Annotated in this window: 14 protein-coding genes and 1 tRNA gene; 4 read left to right on the forward strand and 11 right to left on the reverse strand. The window is 38.3% G+C overall.

Annotation, left to right across the window (positions count from 1 at the left end; genetic code table 11):
- Nucleotides 1–154 precede the first annotated feature (154 nt).
- From H4O18_RS01845 to H4O18_RS01855, 3 genes are read right to left on the reverse strand one after another with little or no spacing between them, the layout of a single operon-like run.
- Complete coding sequence (locus tag H4O18_RS01845) at nucleotides 155–922, reverse strand: metallophosphoesterase (RefSeq protein ID WP_187581650.1); 768 nt, start codon at nucleotides 920–922, stop codon at nucleotides 155–157.
- A gap of 20 nt (nucleotides 923–942) precedes the next feature.
- Nucleotides 943–1392 (reverse strand): 6-pyruvoyl trahydropterin synthase family protein, encoded by a 450-nt coding sequence (locus H4O18_RS01850; protein ID WP_187581398.1) that lies wholly within the window; start codon nucleotides 1390–1392, stop codon nucleotides 943–945.
- Nucleotides 1393–1432: 40 nt separating this feature from the next.
- Nucleotides 1433–2641, reverse strand: coding sequence for a CehA/McbA family metallohydrolase domain-containing protein (locus tag H4O18_RS01855; protein ID WP_187581399.1), 1209 nt, complete (start codon nucleotides 2639–2641; stop codon nucleotides 1433–1435).
- 194 nt (nucleotides 2642–2835) lie between these two features.
- Between H4O18_RS01855 and H4O18_RS01860 the strand changes: the two genes are divergently transcribed.
- Complete coding sequence (locus tag H4O18_RS01860; RefSeq protein ID WP_187581400.1) at nucleotides 2836–3480, forward strand: 2OG-Fe(II) oxygenase; 645 nt, start codon at nucleotides 2836–2838, stop codon at nucleotides 3478–3480.
- 159 nt (nucleotides 3481–3639) lie between these two features.
- Here H4O18_RS01860 and H4O18_RS01865 read toward each other — a convergent pair whose 3' ends face one another.
- From H4O18_RS01865 to H4O18_RS01880, 4 genes are all read right to left on the reverse strand, one after another.
- Nucleotides 3640–4116: a DUF4199 domain-containing protein gene (locus tag H4O18_RS01865; RefSeq protein ID WP_187581401.1), complete on the reverse strand. Its 477-nt coding sequence runs from the start codon at nucleotides 4114–4116 to the stop codon at nucleotides 3640–3642.
- Nucleotides 4117–4123: 7 nt separating this feature from the next.
- Nucleotides 4124–4891 carry an enoyl-CoA hydratase/isomerase family protein gene (locus tag H4O18_RS01870; protein WP_187581651.1) on the reverse strand — a complete coding sequence of 256 codons (768 nt, stop codon included), beginning with the start codon at nucleotides 4889–4891 and terminating at the stop codon, nucleotides 4124–4126.
- A gap of 83 nt (nucleotides 4892–4974) precedes the next feature.
- Nucleotides 4975–6309: an MATE family efflux transporter gene (locus H4O18_RS01875; RefSeq protein ID WP_187581402.1), complete on the reverse strand. Its 1335-nt coding sequence runs from the start codon at nucleotides 6307–6309 to the stop codon at nucleotides 4975–4977.
- A gap of 11 nt (nucleotides 6310–6320) precedes the next feature.
- Nucleotides 6321–6821, reverse strand: coding sequence for a GNAT family N-acetyltransferase (locus H4O18_RS01880; RefSeq protein ID WP_187581403.1), 501 nt, complete (start codon nucleotides 6819–6821; stop codon nucleotides 6321–6323).
- A gap of 258 nt (nucleotides 6822–7079) precedes the next feature.
- Here H4O18_RS01880 and H4O18_RS01885 point away from each other — a divergent pair, with 258 nt between their 5' ends.
- From H4O18_RS01885 to H4O18_RS01895, 3 genes are all read left to right on the forward strand, one after another.
- Entirely contained in the window at nucleotides 7080–7877 is a 798-nt protein-coding gene (locus H4O18_RS01885; protein ID WP_187581404.1) for a universal stress protein, read from the forward strand.
- 72 nt (nucleotides 7878–7949) lie between these two features.
- Nucleotides 7950–8023: transfer RNA gene (locus H4O18_RS01890), tRNA-Ala, on the forward strand.
- Nucleotides 8024–8514: 491 nt separating this feature from the next.
- Entirely contained in the window at nucleotides 8515–9783 is a 1269-nt protein-coding gene (locus H4O18_RS01895; RefSeq protein WP_187581405.1) for a PQQ-dependent sugar dehydrogenase, read from the forward strand.
- 152 nt (nucleotides 9784–9935) lie between these two features.
- On the opposite strand, the gene H4O18_RS01900 is transcribed toward H4O18_RS01895, so the two are convergent.
- The 4 genes from H4O18_RS01900 to H4O18_RS01915 all read right to left on the reverse strand — a co-directional run bounded on the left by H4O18_RS01900 (nucleotide 9936) and on the right by H4O18_RS01915 (nucleotide 14773).
- Nucleotides 9936–10781, reverse strand: a complete 846-nt coding sequence (locus H4O18_RS01900) for a transglutaminase family protein (protein ID WP_187581406.1) — start codon at nucleotides 10779–10781, stop codon at nucleotides 9936–9938.
- 161 nt (nucleotides 10782–10942) lie between these two features.
- Nucleotides 10943–11920: an alpha-E domain-containing protein gene (locus H4O18_RS01905; RefSeq protein ID WP_187581407.1), complete on the reverse strand. Its 978-nt coding sequence runs from the start codon at nucleotides 11918–11920 to the stop codon at nucleotides 10943–10945.
- A 9-nt stretch (nucleotides 11921–11929) separates the two neighbouring features.
- A complete protein-coding gene (locus H4O18_RS01910) occupies nucleotides 11930–13369 on the reverse strand; it encodes a circularly permuted type 2 ATP-grasp protein (RefSeq protein ID WP_187581408.1) in 1440 nt (479 codons plus the stop codon).
- A gap of 360 nt (nucleotides 13370–13729) precedes the next feature.
- Nucleotides 13730–14773 (reverse strand): zinc-binding metallopeptidase family protein, encoded by a 1044-nt coding sequence (locus H4O18_RS01915; RefSeq protein WP_187581409.1) that lies wholly within the window; start codon nucleotides 14771–14773, stop codon nucleotides 13730–13732.
- Between the last annotated feature and the right edge of the window lie 359 nt (nucleotides 14774–15132).

The raw sequence follows: 15132 nt of genomic DNA on the forward strand, positions 1-15132 counted from the left end.
ATATTAATAACTAATAATTATCAATAAAACTAAATATTAACAGGTCTTGATTTCAAAATATAGTATGGAATAGACTACATTTAAATTTTGTTTCACCCACCTTTACCCTTTTTTCGAATTTCGTTTAAGTTTTTTTGAAAATACCCTTCTAATTTCAGCTCACTGTGGACTTAAATTTTTTCAAGGATAAGGTAGAACCATCAAATTCGCCATAGGTAAAATAAGAAATCCAATCCCCTAAATTTACATAGGTAGATTGATCGTTCAAGGTAATTTCCAAAGGTAGGTGCCTATGTCCAAAAACAAAATAATCATAGTGCTGCTGCTCCAATTTCCGCTTGCAATATTGCACCAACCATTCGTTCTCCTCCCCTAGAAATTTAATATCCTCATCTCCGGAAATCATTTTGTTCTTTACGGAAAGATATTGCGCTAATTTTACCCCAAAATCTGGATGTAACCAATTGTAAAGCCATTTGGAAACCGGATTGGTGAATACTTTTTTCATTCGCTTATATCCCTTGTCCCCAGGTCCCAGACCATCTCCATGCCCAATTAAAAAAGAAGTCCCGTTTAAAAGAAAAGATTCTGGTCTATGAAATACGGGAATATTCAACTCATCTTCAAAATATCCGTTCATCCATAAATCATGGTTGCCCACAAAATAATAAACCGGAATACCCGAATCTGTAATTTCTGCAAGTTTACCCAAAGTACGGGTAAAGCCCTTAGGCACCACCGTTTTATATTCAAACCAAAAATCGAACAGATCCCCAAGGAGAAAAATTGCCGCAGCATCCTGTTTTATGGTATCCAACCAAGCCACAAACCTTTTTTCGCGAGGAAAACTAAGGTCTTTGGTAGGAGCTCCTAAATGATTATCACTTGAGAAGTAAATCTTTTTGCCCTTGGGAACGTCAATAGTTTTCATTCAGGGCCTTTTTAATTATCAGAAGCATACCATTCTGCAAAGGAGGTATCTGTTTCTTGTAGTTTTAGAGAATGTAAGCTGATATTTTTCGGCAATCTGGCCATTATTTTATCTGCAAAATCCAAAACCATATTTTCACTTGTAGGTTGGTAATCGGCCAATATCACATTGTGCCCCCTATCCGTTAATTCTTGAGCCAATTCCACATGGGGTGTATTTTTGTTAAAAACTGTGGCATGATCAAATTGGTCCACAATTTCTTCCTTGACAATTTTCTTTAAATCCCCAAAATCTATAACCATTCCCAATTTAACATGGGCCGTATCCGTAATAGGCCGTCCAATTACGGTTACGGAAAGTTTATAACTGTGGCCATGTACATTTCTACATTTCCCGTCATAACCATACAATGCATGTCCAGTTTCAAAATTAAACTGTTTGGTAATACGAATGTTGCCCATAATATTTATTTGGACTGCAAAGGTAATTTATTCTTGGAAACTAATCGTTGAGCACGGGTTGTGTCCAAGCGGATTCGTATTTTATATCTTCAATAGGGTTTTCCTGAAGTTTTGAAGAAGTAATTTTGCTTCTAACAAAGAGAATATCGTCCGTTATATCAAAATTGGCCGTATTACCTTCAACAGATTTAAACTCCTTGACTTCGGTTTCCCCTTTAAGGCAGCCAAGAAAGCTTATGGTATATTTAACTCCGGTTTCTGGCTCTACTTCCACCTTCAAATTTTTCTTTCCAGATTCCAAGGCTTTTAGCGTAACCCCTGTCGTAGAATAAAAATTCCCCTTTTCCATGGCCTCGATTAATGCAGGTGCGGACAAGGTGTCGGCTTGCACCATCACCCAACCCCTTCCGGAATTACTCCATTTATGTCCTATTTTATGGTAATTGTGCGAATCATCGGTTGCCAAACCATACATAATGGGCTTTTTACTATTGATATAGGAAATATTGATCTGGTCCCACATTTCTTCCATGGAAATATGGGTCGAATCTCCCATATTGTGAACCATGGGATGACCGTTATACACCTCAAAAAAACGCTCTCCCTTTAAAGATATCATATCTTCCAAGCTTATGCTGTAAAAAAAGTTGGGATGATTAATATGGGGCATAATAGGCACTCCTGTTTCCTTTCGTTGTTTAAGCACAGCATTTAGATTGTTTTGCATGACTTCCGGTATACTGTTGCCTCCCTGAGGATCTATCTTTTTCTGAATATTTGTAGCATTCATATGAACATGTTTGTCCTCATATCTGTCCGTAATTTCCTCCGAATGAATCACCAAAAATTCTCCGGCCTTTTCAAACAGATCGCTATATTCGGCATAGGTCTTTAATTTCACCTCTACTTTTCCAGAGTCCATTTTATAATCTACCCAATCCTCACCATAGGTTTCCAAATATTTCTTAAAGCTATTTTGATAAATGGAATCTTCCCGAACCGGTATCCACTTCTCCTCCATAGAAATGGTATTATGATCCGATAAGGCTATAAATTGATAGTCGTGCGACTTATACCAGTCTAAAATAATCTCAGGAAACTCGTCCCCATCACTCCAAAACGAATGGGTATGCAAATTTCCCTTGTACCACCTTTTATTCTCGGTTTTGTACGTGCTTTTATTATTATCTCTACAGCTTCCCAGTATTATAGCCACAGAGAACAAAATTGAAGGTAAAATATATTTCATTTTTAGTGTTATTTCGTATTTGAACCTCAAAAGTTAATGAAAAAGTATTAAAAACCTAGGATTAAGCCAAAAATCGATCATAAACATTATCTTACTACAATAGATTGTTTGGGAAGTTCATATAGACTTAATACATTATGTAAAACCAATCTTATTTTCATCTATTTTTGCCCGATTTTTAAAACGTCAAAACCTTGGTAGAACTTTTTGAGCAATTGGCATTTAAGGAGAATCCACTTTTCGAAAAAGTGATCGAGGATATCCTAATTCAGAAATACAGTATTGTCGACGATTTTTTCTCTGTGGAAGAAGTAGCCCAATTACGGGAATCCCTACTTGCAAAATATGAAGAGGACGAGTTTAAGAAAGCTGCTATTGGAAATCGGGTGAACGAATTGATCGTGAAGGCGATCCGTGGCGATTTCATTCTTTGGATGGATGAGAAAAGCAATGATGTTTTGGAACAACAATTTTTCTTAAAAATCAACGAATTGGCCCATTATCTAAACAAAACCTGTTTTATGGGAATTATGTTCAAAGAATTCCACTATGCCATTTATCCGGATGGTACTTTTTACAAGAGACATTTGGATACCTTTCAAAACGACGACCGCCGCAAACTATCCATGGTCTGTTATTTGAATGAACCAGACTGGGTACCTGAAAAAGATGGTGGTGAGTTGGTACTTTACCTACCCACAGAAAATGGCGAAGAGGCAAAACATATCACCCCCTTTCCTGGGAAGGTAGTTATTTTTGAAAGTCAGGAATTGGAGCATGAAGTAAAACCTGCCCATCGTGAACGCCTGAGTATCACTGGGTGGTTAAAAACCAGATAACCTAATTACCTTTTATATTTTCTATTGTTTTTAATTCGATTAAGGAAATAAACCACAAGTAAAACTAGGGCTAATAGAGGGAAAACAAAGTTCCCGTTTAAGAACGATAAAATATCCATTACAAAAGTTTAAAAAAAATAAAACGATCAACAAGGTCGGTTATTGTTTCTTCACAAAAAAAGCTACAATGGCCGAGGTAACGATTCCCATGGTCAATGCGCCAAAAACACTCTGAATCACGTAACTTTTCAGACTAAAATAATTTTCGGCAGCTTCCTGGGTCATTTTACCAGAATCCACGGCAAACTTAATAATATTTGTGAAATATTCAGGAGTAATAAAGGTGCTGGTTATATATTGGGTCACCGGACTTAATAAAGATATAATTACACTTAAAATGATACCACTGATAAATCCCTGTTTCCAGTTCATTTTCCCTTTATAATCTACTTTTCTTTTGTCCAATAATGCCAAGACATAAACGGTGATGGCTATGATTGCAAAAAAGTTGGTATATATCGCGTGCTTTTCTATAAGTACGTCATGCCAACCCATAGATTTCTCAAAGGCCATCCAAAGTAGGGTCGCCAGTGAAAAAATAATGGCCCATTTAATTTCGATGCGGAACTTGCTCATAATACTTCTATTTCTTAAATTTTGAGAGTGCGTTTTTGGTTTCTTCAGAAATCGCCAAACGTCCTGTAATTTCAGCCCTATTGGTTAATAGCGTGTCCCAATGGCCAGTCCCTTCCCACAGCACTTTCTTCCATTCTTGCAAGGCTTCTGGATTGTACTTAGCTAATTTTTCAGTGAAAATTTCCAATTCCTTGTCCAACTCTTCCAGCTTATTAAAAACCTTGGAGAACAATCCTTTTTCCTGCGCCCAATAGGCATTTTTCCATTCATTGGGTGAGAGTGAGAGTTCCGATAAGCCAGCAATCCCAATTTTTCGCTGTACTGCTGGGGCAATTACCATGGGAGCTATACCTATGGTGAGTTCGGACAACCGTATGGCCGCTGCCTCGGCGGCAAACACATAATCACATGCAGATATAATTCCTACTCCACCTCCTACTGCCTTACCTTGCACCCTTCCTACAATTAGCTTTTTGCAGCTTCTCATGGCATTGATTAGATGGGCAAATCCGCCAAAGAAAATTTTTCCTTCAGATAAATTACTCACTTCCACCAATTCATCAAAGGATGCGCCAGCACAGAACGCCCTATCCCCTTCAGATTTTAATACTATTACCGATACCTCATCATTTACTGATAATTCCCCCAAAGTTGCGGTAAGTCTTTCCAAAAGTTCCGCAACGAATGAATTACTGGCAGGATGCCCAAATTCTACAGTAGCAACCCTATTTACAATGTTGGTATATAAACTTCCGTTTGATCGGGTAGTGCCCATATTATTCTTGTTAGTTGTTATCCTTCCTAAATTTACTCCCATACCTAAAATTATGGGTCAAAGTTAAAAGGGGTATTTCAAAATTAAACGTTTTGAAGAAGCGGACGAAACTTTCGTCTAAATTTCCATACCAATGCACCTCCCCTAATAAACATCCAAAGGGTAAATGAAAGCCAAATACCATATAGCCCCCAACCAAGATATTTACCTAGAAAGAGCAAAGGAACAAAACCTAGGAAGGTTGCTACCAGCAAGACATTCCTGAGATATTTCATTTCTCCCAAACCTTTAAAAAGTCCGTCGAAAACAAAGGCAACCATATTCATAGGTATACCAAGAATCAAGATAAAGAATATGGAATAGAAGGTTTGCAATACTGTAATGTCATTGGAAAATATACGCCCTATAGGCCTGTAAAATACAAAACCTGCCGCAACAAGAATTAAACTTATAATTAACCCGTACAGCATGATTTTTTTGGCCAATTCCCAAAGTCCGTCGTAATTCTTGGCACCCAACAACTTACCGCCCATTATATTCCCGGCAGCTCCATAGCCATCAATAAAGAAAGCTGAAAAAAGCCAAAGGTTTATTGCTATAGTATGGGCACCTATATACTTGTCACCTAATGCAGTTGCCTCCCTTACCGCCAAAATTAAGGCAGTATTTAAAGCCAATGCCCTAACAAACAGGTTTAGGCTCATTACCACTAATCTACCCAGTTCAGGATGTAATGGGAATTTAAGGGTAAGGCTTATACTTGTTTTTGTAACCAGCAATACAAATGCCATTAAAGCCATTATGCCTTGGGCAATTAAACTAGCCCAAGCCGCACCTTCCAAATACATCGGAGAAATAATCCCTTCCACACCGTATACGAATACAAAATCAAGGACTATATTTAAAACCGCCCCCGTGATGGCAATCAACATAGGGTAAAATGTATTCTGCAAACCTCGAAAAATACCCATTACCGCGAATACAAATAAGGTCAATGGAAAGCCCCAAACCCGAATGGAGTAGTAAGAAATACAGAGCTCCAGGATTCTGCCTTTGGCATTGAGCAAAACAAATATTTCCTCCACTATAAAAATGGTAGAAAGGAGAATAACAATACTTAACAGAATGTTTAGGAAAATGGCCTGTGCCGGGAGTGTTTTAACCCTATCCAACTTCCCCGCACCCAAGTATTGTGACAATATCGCGGAAATTGCGCTACGTGTCTGGCCCAATATCCATATTAACATTGATAAAAAGGAACCCACTATTCCCGCCGCTGCCAAGGACTCCATCCCATCTTGGGGTATGTTGCCCACTATCGCAGTGTCCGTAATAGATAGTATTGGCTCCGCAATGCCCGCTATGGTTGCAGGAATGGCAAGATTATTAATGGTTTTAAAATTTATTACTGTCTTCAAAAAGAAATGTTTTACAATACTAGTTCGAAACAATGAAAGGGAAATTGACTCTGTTTGGGGAAATAAATATCTCCAACAGTTTTGTAACCTCTAACCGAATAGAATTTATTGTTACGGCTATTTTTGCTAAAAGTATCAAGTCTTACGGATATATAACCCGCTTTCCTGGCATATTCCTCTGCAAAATCCATTAATTTCACGGCATACCCTTTTCTTTGTTGCTCTGGATGAACGGCCAACCGATGAATATAAATATTCCTTCCATTTGGGGTTAACCAGTTAATTGGATCATATTCAGAATCCATTAGGGTGGAGACCACTACTGATCCAATTAATTTTCCTTTTTCTTCCAAAACATAAAGTTCCTTTCGGGCAACATCTAACTTAAAGGCCTCTAGTGAAGGATAATATTCGTTCCATTGATAAATGCCCTGTTCTATCATATTATTGGCGCAAGCCTTAGTAATATTAAGAATGTCGGGAATTTCCAATATCTTTGCCAATCGAATCATGCACGGTTAAATTTAATTTGTAAATTTATGCTATTCATGAACAATCGTATCAAGTAAAGGCACAGCCATTTTATAAACATTAACCAAAATATTAATTACGCCATGTCTGACCAACGAACTAGTAAAGGCGTTAAAAACAATTAAGACTGAACTTATGAAATGAGCCATAACGATTTTGGAAGCTAACCGAAATGATTAATATGGCGAATTACTCCCGATAGGTATCGGGATGACCAACCATAAAATAAATATAAACAGATGAAAAATATCCTAGTTCCGATTGGAACCTCTGAAAATGCACACGAAACATTACAATACGCGGTGGACTTCGCAACCGAATTTGGTTCCAATATTTTTGTAATGGAAGTATTTAGTGTTAGTGCCAGTGCCAGTACTTTGGCGAACATCAGGGAAAAACTTGCAGAAAGCAGTAAAGAGCATATAAAGGCGGTCATTGAAAAGGTGGATTCCAAAAATGTAACTATTAAAATGGCCACTTATAATGGAGATATCGTGGACGGACTAAAGGACATAGACAAAGATTTAGGGATTGACCTAATTATTTTGGCTCCAAGAAGTAACGACATACAAGAGGAATTGTATTTAGGAAATACTTCTGGAAAAATTGTAAAACAAACGGATATACCTACTCTTATTGTTCCAAAGGGGACTGTTTTTAAACCGTTTAAAACAGTATTGACAGCCTTTAAATCTGGAGTATTGAAGCAGAAGAGTATTTTATACCCTTTGATTGAAATTAAGAAAAAGTTTGAGTCCAAGGTTAGTCTCTTATTTGTAAAAACGCCAGGCTACACCAAGGAAGATCTAAAGATAAATATGTCATTAATGGGATTGAGTGCAGAACTTATCCAATCTGAAAATCCTTCTACATATTTAGGGGTATTACAGCATTTTGAAGCAAAACACCCAGACTTACTTTGTGTTTTCAGAAGAAAAAGAGGTTTCTTTAAAAAACTATGGGAAAAAAACACAATTCCCAAATCGGAATTTTACGCTCCAGTGCCAGTTTTGGTGTTAAGTGTGAAAAAAGATTAATAATTTTGGAATAAGCTTAAATTGTACTTTGATAGTGTCAGAAAAAGTATTTTCTTTGCGGCAGCCAAATTTGGGGGATTAGCTCAGCTGGCTAGAGCGCTTGCCTGGCAGGCAAGAGGTCACCGGTTCGACTCCGGTATTCTCCACGATCAAACGCAATTGGTTTTGCGTTTTAAAACTAAGGAAAGCCACTCAAGTTTATTTGAGTGGCTTTCGTGTTTTAAAAGGCCTATGCCAATAGGCCTAACCAATTGCATTTGCAGGATTGGATATTTTGCGGAGCAACACAGTTACTCCGGTATTCTCCACCAAGTAAACACAAGGCTTCAAGAGTTTTTAACTTTTGAAGCCCTTTTTTTTTGTGCGCAATTTTCACGCTAATTAAGTTAAAAATTATTTGGACATCAAATGACCTCTGCAATGGTACCTAAAACACCATTAGTACATCAAACCTGGACTTACCTCCTTTTCCGTATCCAATAAATGGGATGCCAAAAAGTTATTCGCCTTGGCCCTTGAAATCAATTCGATGTTGTGGGATTACATCAATATATAATGTATTTGAGCAATGCCTTATTGGAATCTATATATATTTTAGAAGGTATTTAAAATTAGATGTGGATAATAGTTTAGAAAAATGAAAATCCTAACAAGTATACTATTCATTGTGGTAGCCTTCTTCTGTAGGTCACAAACGGTAGATTCGCTTCCCCCATTGACAGCATCCAAATCGGTGTCCAACTATTCCAAAGTAATCGGTTGGAAGAACGGCCGTGTACCGAATGCCCCTAATGGCTTTAATGTAACAAAATATGCGGATGGATTTAAAAATCCCCGGTGGATGTACACAGCCCCCAACGGCGATGTGCTGGTAGCCCAGAGCAATTCCAATTATCCGCTATGGAAGAAAATTGGGGCCTGGCTCATAGGTGCCTCAAGGTCCAAAAGCTTTAAAAACAGCGCGGATGTCATCACACTATTACGCGATACAGACCATGATGGCAGTCCTGATATACGGCAAACCTTTCTTAAACACGAACTCAATCAGCCTTTTGGAATGCTTATAATGGGCAAGTGGTTCTATGTCGCCAATACAGATGCGGTATTACGCTTTCCTTACGACACAGGACAATTGAAAATTAGCGGACCGGCAGAACGGATCATCGATTTGCCTGCTGGAAAAGCCAACCGTCACTGGACCCGAAATATTGTTTCTAACGACGACAACTCGAAAATCTACATTGCAGTGGGAAGTGGTAGTAACATAGCTGAAAAAGGTTTGGAAAAGGAGGTGTTGAAAGCTAATATCTTAGAGATAAACCCGGATGGAACAGGTCTTCGGGTCTTTGCCTCTGGACTACGTAACCCTGTAGGCATGGATTGGCAACCTGAAACCGAAACCTTGTGGACGGCGGTCAACGAGAGGGACGGTTTGGGCAATAATTTGGTGCCCGATTATCTTACCCAGGTCAAAGAAAATGGATTCTATGGATGGCCCTATGTCTACTATGGCCAAAATGAAGATCCCAGGGTCAGCTACATCAAACCTGCAAAAATAAAGGAAACCCTGCTACCCGATGTCAACCTAGGCCCTCATACCGCTTCTTTGGGCTTGCTTTTCTACAGAGGGGAAACATTTCCTGAAAAATATCGTCACGGGGCTTTTGTAGCCCAGCACGGATCTTGGAACAGGGACAAATTGTCCGGCTATAAAGTCGTATTCATTCCGTTCAAAAAGGGGAAACCTTCGGGCGATCCCGAGGATTTCCTAACCAGTTTCATAGTTGATTCCGAAAAGGACAAAGTTTATGGGCGCCCCGTGGGACTGGCGATGTTGCCCGATGGCTCCCTACTGGTGACCGATGATGTCACCAATACGATTTGGAGGGTAAGCGCTGAAGAATAATTTGCTCAAGAGCACAGCCTAATAAAGAACTCTCGAATCCCGTACTTGCTATAGATTTAAATTGTATTAGTAAAATAAGGCAACCTATTGGTTATGTTATACGTCCGTTTCCAAAACTTGTTTCGTTCTACACTCAAAAAGTCTCCGACGAATTAATGATGCAGTTTAATTTTTAGACTTGTTGTAAGAATTGAAATCGCATTTCCCCTTACCGACCCTGAAACGGGCATGGTATTCAAATAATTGGCACTTGAGGATACTGGAAAATACATATTCGATGTTCTAATACCGTTGCTGGGATCATAGCCTATCCACCCTGCACCGGGCAGGAACACTTCTGTCCAACCATGAAGCTCGTATTTAGGATTATCTACCTCAACGTAAAAATACCCGCTTACAAAACGCGCTGCGATACCTAGGTGACGCAATAGTTGAATTTGCATCCATGCAAAATCCCGGCATGACCCTTTTTTCAATTCAAATGTTTGATCAGGCTGGTAGGGTTCTCCTATTTCTCGTATTTCCAAGACAAAATCCTCATGAATATGCCTGGTGAGTTCACTTAGAAAGCCAAGTGTATTGCCATTTACATCCGATAATATAACGTCGCCGTACTCTTTCAAAGATGCCCCAATAGAAATTTTCTCAACAAATGGAATTAAAAGTTTTTTTAAGGCGTCGTCATACTCAAATGGCATTTGATTAAAGCTTGGTGGATACAGTAGAAAATTAAATGGGTTATAAGGGGTAACGGTCAATATGGATGTCGACCTGATGCTTAGTTTGGTATGCATACCTTCATACCAACTAAAATGTACTGTATTGTTTTCGGCGTCCTTCTGTTGAGAAATACCGGCTACCTTAGGAGACACTTCTAAGCCAAAACTTTTTAATTCTGCATATGGTGTTTCTCTAGGTTTGAACCTAAAGTAATGCGGTTCTAAATAGACTTCCGATTGATACTCATATTCGGTTTCGTGTATAATTTCAACTTCCATAAAACCTTATCTTTCAGGTGTAGATTTGACATTCCGCATAGCCTCTTTTAAGCGCTTTAATTTTACTTGCTTTTTAGCCTGTATGTTTTTTTGACCAGTGATAGGCCCTGTGCGCATTATACTCCCAAAACCCAATTTTAATACAGTACAAATGTAGAGGTTCATTGGTTTTCTATATTAAGACTTGTTTGTTGGTGTGAGTTTGCAAAAAAGGAGTCGTAAATTGCTGTAGACACCTCGTTGAGTCTTTTCTGGAAAGTATCGATATACTCATGTAAACCACTATCAAAAATGTCATTTACATCTGTGAATTCCAATTGTGACCTAAGTTTACCCAACTGTTTTTCAGCGGTATTGGTAAACCCTCCTTCATTACCAGTTATTGCGTTTAAGGACTTTTCAGCTTCAATCAAACAGAAGTTGATGGAGCGGGGAAAAACCTTATCTAAAATCAAAAATTCAGAAATATTCAAAGCGGTAAGTTTCCCATATTTTTTTCGATACATATCATATGCGGATACTGATTTAAGCAAAGCCGCCCATTGAGCCAAGTCGAAAGGAGTGCCTACGGCTTGTGGTGTTGTTAGTAAGATGTGATATTTTACATCCAAAACACGGGAAGTTTTGTCCGCACGTTCTATCAGTTGCCCTATTTTACCAAAATGCCAACCGTCGTTACGCGATATGGAGATGGCCAAAATTCCGTATAAGAGTTGACAACCTTCCTTCACTTTTTTAAAAAATAGACGTGGGTCATTCTCTTTCCAACTCTTTTTTTCCAATTCTTCCATCACGAAATAATAAAGGTAATTGATTTGTTCCCATACTTCCTTGGTCAATTCTGGTCTAATGGCCCTTGCATTTTCCCTTGCATGCCGAATAGAGTTGTAGACCGAATTCGGGTTTTGAGGGTCGAATCCCAAGAAATATATGACTTTTTCCTTTTCCACGGTCTCATAGAGCGACTCATACAGATCCCAATCCCCAGTAATAACCACCAAAGGCTTCCATTGCTGAATGGCATCAGGGGTTGATTCCAAAGAAAGATTGAAATTTACATCCATGAATCTGGCATAATTTTCGGCCCTTTCAACGTACCTATTCATCCAATACATGGTATTTGCGATTCTACTTAGCATAGTTCTGTTTTATTTATTATCCAAGACCCAAGTATCCTTGCTGCCTCCGCCTTGTGAAGAATTTACAACCAACGACCCTTTTTTCAATGCTACCCTGGTCAGCGCGCCTGGTATTACCTTGATATCTTTTCCATAGAGAATATACGGTCTTAGATCTACATGTCGGCCCTCTATACTATTATCACAGAGTGTTGGTACTCGGGAAAGGTTGATCATGGGCTGTGCAATATAATTCCTCGGATTATTTTTGATCTTCTTAACAAACTCGTCTTGTTCTGTTTTTGTAGCATGTGGACCTATCAACATTCCATACCCTCCAGAACCATCTGTCTGTTTGACCACTAATTCGGCAATGTTATCAATAACATATTTACAATCCTGTTCTTCAGCGCATATATATGTTTTAATGTTTGGTATTAACGCCTCCTCGCCCAAATAATATTTTATCAACCTTGGAATATAGGCATACACTGCCTTGTCGTCTGCAACGCCAGCTCCCGGTGCATTTACCAATACTACATTTCCCTTTAAATAAGCTCCGAACAACCCTGGAGTTCCTAAAAGGGAATCTTTGTTGAATACCAAAGGGTCAATAAACTCATCATCAACCCTGCGGTAGATTACATCAACTTTTTGTAGACCATAGGTGGTCATCATATATACAAAGTCATCCTTGACCACCAAATCCCCTCCTTCTACCAATTCGGCTCCCATTTGTTGTGCCAAATAAGCATGTTCAAAATAGGCTGAATTATAGATTCCAGGTGTTAATACCACAATAGAGGGCTTACTGACTTTTGTAAGCGACTCCAGCATATCTCTTAAATAGTGCGAATAATCATGAACAGGTCTCACATTTAGTTGTTCAAACATTTCTGGGAACGTACGTTTCAAGATTTCCCTGTTTTCCAACATATAAGATACTCCGGACGGACATCTTAGATTATCTTCCAACACGTAAAACTTTCCATCTCCACCGCGTATTAGATCTGTTCCTGAAATATGGCTCCAAACATTTTCAGGCGGTTTCAGTCCAATACATTCCTTAAGATAACTGGCACTCGAAAGCACCAATTCTTTAGGAATAATTTTATCCTTTAAGACTTTTTGGTCATTATAAATATCATTGATAAACAAGTTCAGAGCCACTATTCTTTGTTTTAGACCCTTGGACAGATAGTCCCAATCCGCACCGCTCACTATTCTTGGAATGATGTCTAAATGGAGAATACGTTCAACTCCTTGATTATCATTATATACATTAAATGTCATACCTAGAGATAGCTGTGCCCGGTCTGTTGAATGCTGAAGAAAATTTAGCTTGTTCCAACTTACTTTCTCCAAACGTTTTTTAAATAGTTCATAACTTGGGCGCACATCATGGGTATCGTTGAACATCTCATCATAAAAACCCTTTATGGTATAGTCGTTAAAATTTATTTTAGACATATTTTTGAAGTGTAGTTGAAAGCTGAGTACAGGTTTTAAGGTGGAATTCAATTAAACCTGTTTGAAAAGCGTTGGTTCTTAAAGATAGTGCTAAATAATTTATTTAAACTATATATAGCGCTTTAAAGTCATCAGTATCTTAGCAAGATGGTACGGAAAGTCCTAAAATCAAAAAATGGCGATAGGCTATAAAGCCATCATTGTAAAGTTAAGCACTATACTATTGCGAATTAGAATCCGTATTGAAGTGCGAAAGGAAACTTATTTCTTAGAAAAAATTTCTGAAACAGTAAACTTCGCATTCAGAATTCCCTGCTTTTTAGAATTAGTAATCAAATGAAAAAATATAAAGTTTAGCAACTATCTTTTTGGCCATAGCAATTCGTGAATAAAAGTTATTTTTTTTACTACTCCTGGTGTAATTACAAACGGATAGACATCGGGAACTCCCATGGCCCGATTGATGCTATTGACGGCAAAAGATAATGGTATGCAGTTGTTGATTATAGTATCAAAGTCTTTTACATGGTAAGGATCGAATGTTGCCTCTATACGCATGTTTTTTGAGATTTCATTGGAATTTACTTTCAGACCAAAAAAATGCGCCGTCTCCACCATATCCATAATGTGCAGATAATGAGCCCAAGTCTCGGCCCAATCTTCCCAAGGGTGTGATGTTGCATATTTGCTTATGAAAGAGTCCTGCCAATTATCCGGTGCACCTACCTTGTAGTAGAGTTGAAGCGCATTGCTATAATCCATTTTCTCATTTCCGAATATTGTCCTGAAAGCTCGTAGCACCTCTTTGTTATTTGAAATTAAACGTTCCCAGAAGTAATGACCTACTTCATGCCTCAAGTGGCCAATTAAGCTACGATATGGCTCTTGCAATTGCTTTCTTATTTGTTCCCTGAGAACGGAATCTGCCTCTTGGAGCAAAATGGTGATTACACCGCTGGCATGACCGGTCATGATGTTAGGATTGTTCATTTTAACGATAAAGTCAAAACAAAAACCTTCATTGTTAACCATCTTGCTTCGCAATTCCAGACCCATTTTTTGAAGCTGATAAATAAGTCGGTGTTTAGCAACTTCCAAGTTTTTCCATTTTGGAAAGTTCTCTTTATCCGACAGATTCGGTATCGTTCGATTAAGCTGGCATGCAGGACAATAATCATGTTTATCGTTCTTTTCGAGTAGCCAATTGCAAACTTCATATTCCTTGTTTTTACAATACTTGAACTCGATTTTTTCGCGGTCAGAAATGAAAGAAGTGCTCAGGGGGTCAAAAGTGAGCATTATACGGTCACTGTCCCAATAACCACATAAATGTCCACAATTTTCGCATTGATGGTTTTCAAAAAACAAGGGATAATTACAATGACCACATTCGAAGACTTTCATAGATTTAATATTGATATTGAATAACGGGATTACAAATTTTAACTTATACTCCGGTAGGCATAAGGTCTTGAATTATAGGAAAAAAATGTCTGGCCAAATCAAGGAAACAAAGGTGATGTATATTTTCCACATGTCTCATTTCAAAATATAAAAATCGCATGAAAATTAATTGGTCATTTAAGAGTTGCCTAAAAGCCGTACAACACAGTTACTCCGTTATTCTCCACTAGATAAACACAGGTCTACAAGGGTTTTTAACTTTTAAAGCCTTTTTCATTTATAAGCAATTTGCCCACCATATTTGGGACAGCCCTTACTTCCCACGCTACTGTAAACTTTATTTCTTAATTTAATGCCAT

The organism is Arenibacter arenosicollis, from assembly GCF_014397245.1.
GTDB classification, from domain to species: domain Bacteria; phylum Bacteroidota; class Bacteroidia; order Flavobacteriales; family Flavobacteriaceae; genus Arenibacter; species Arenibacter arenosicollis.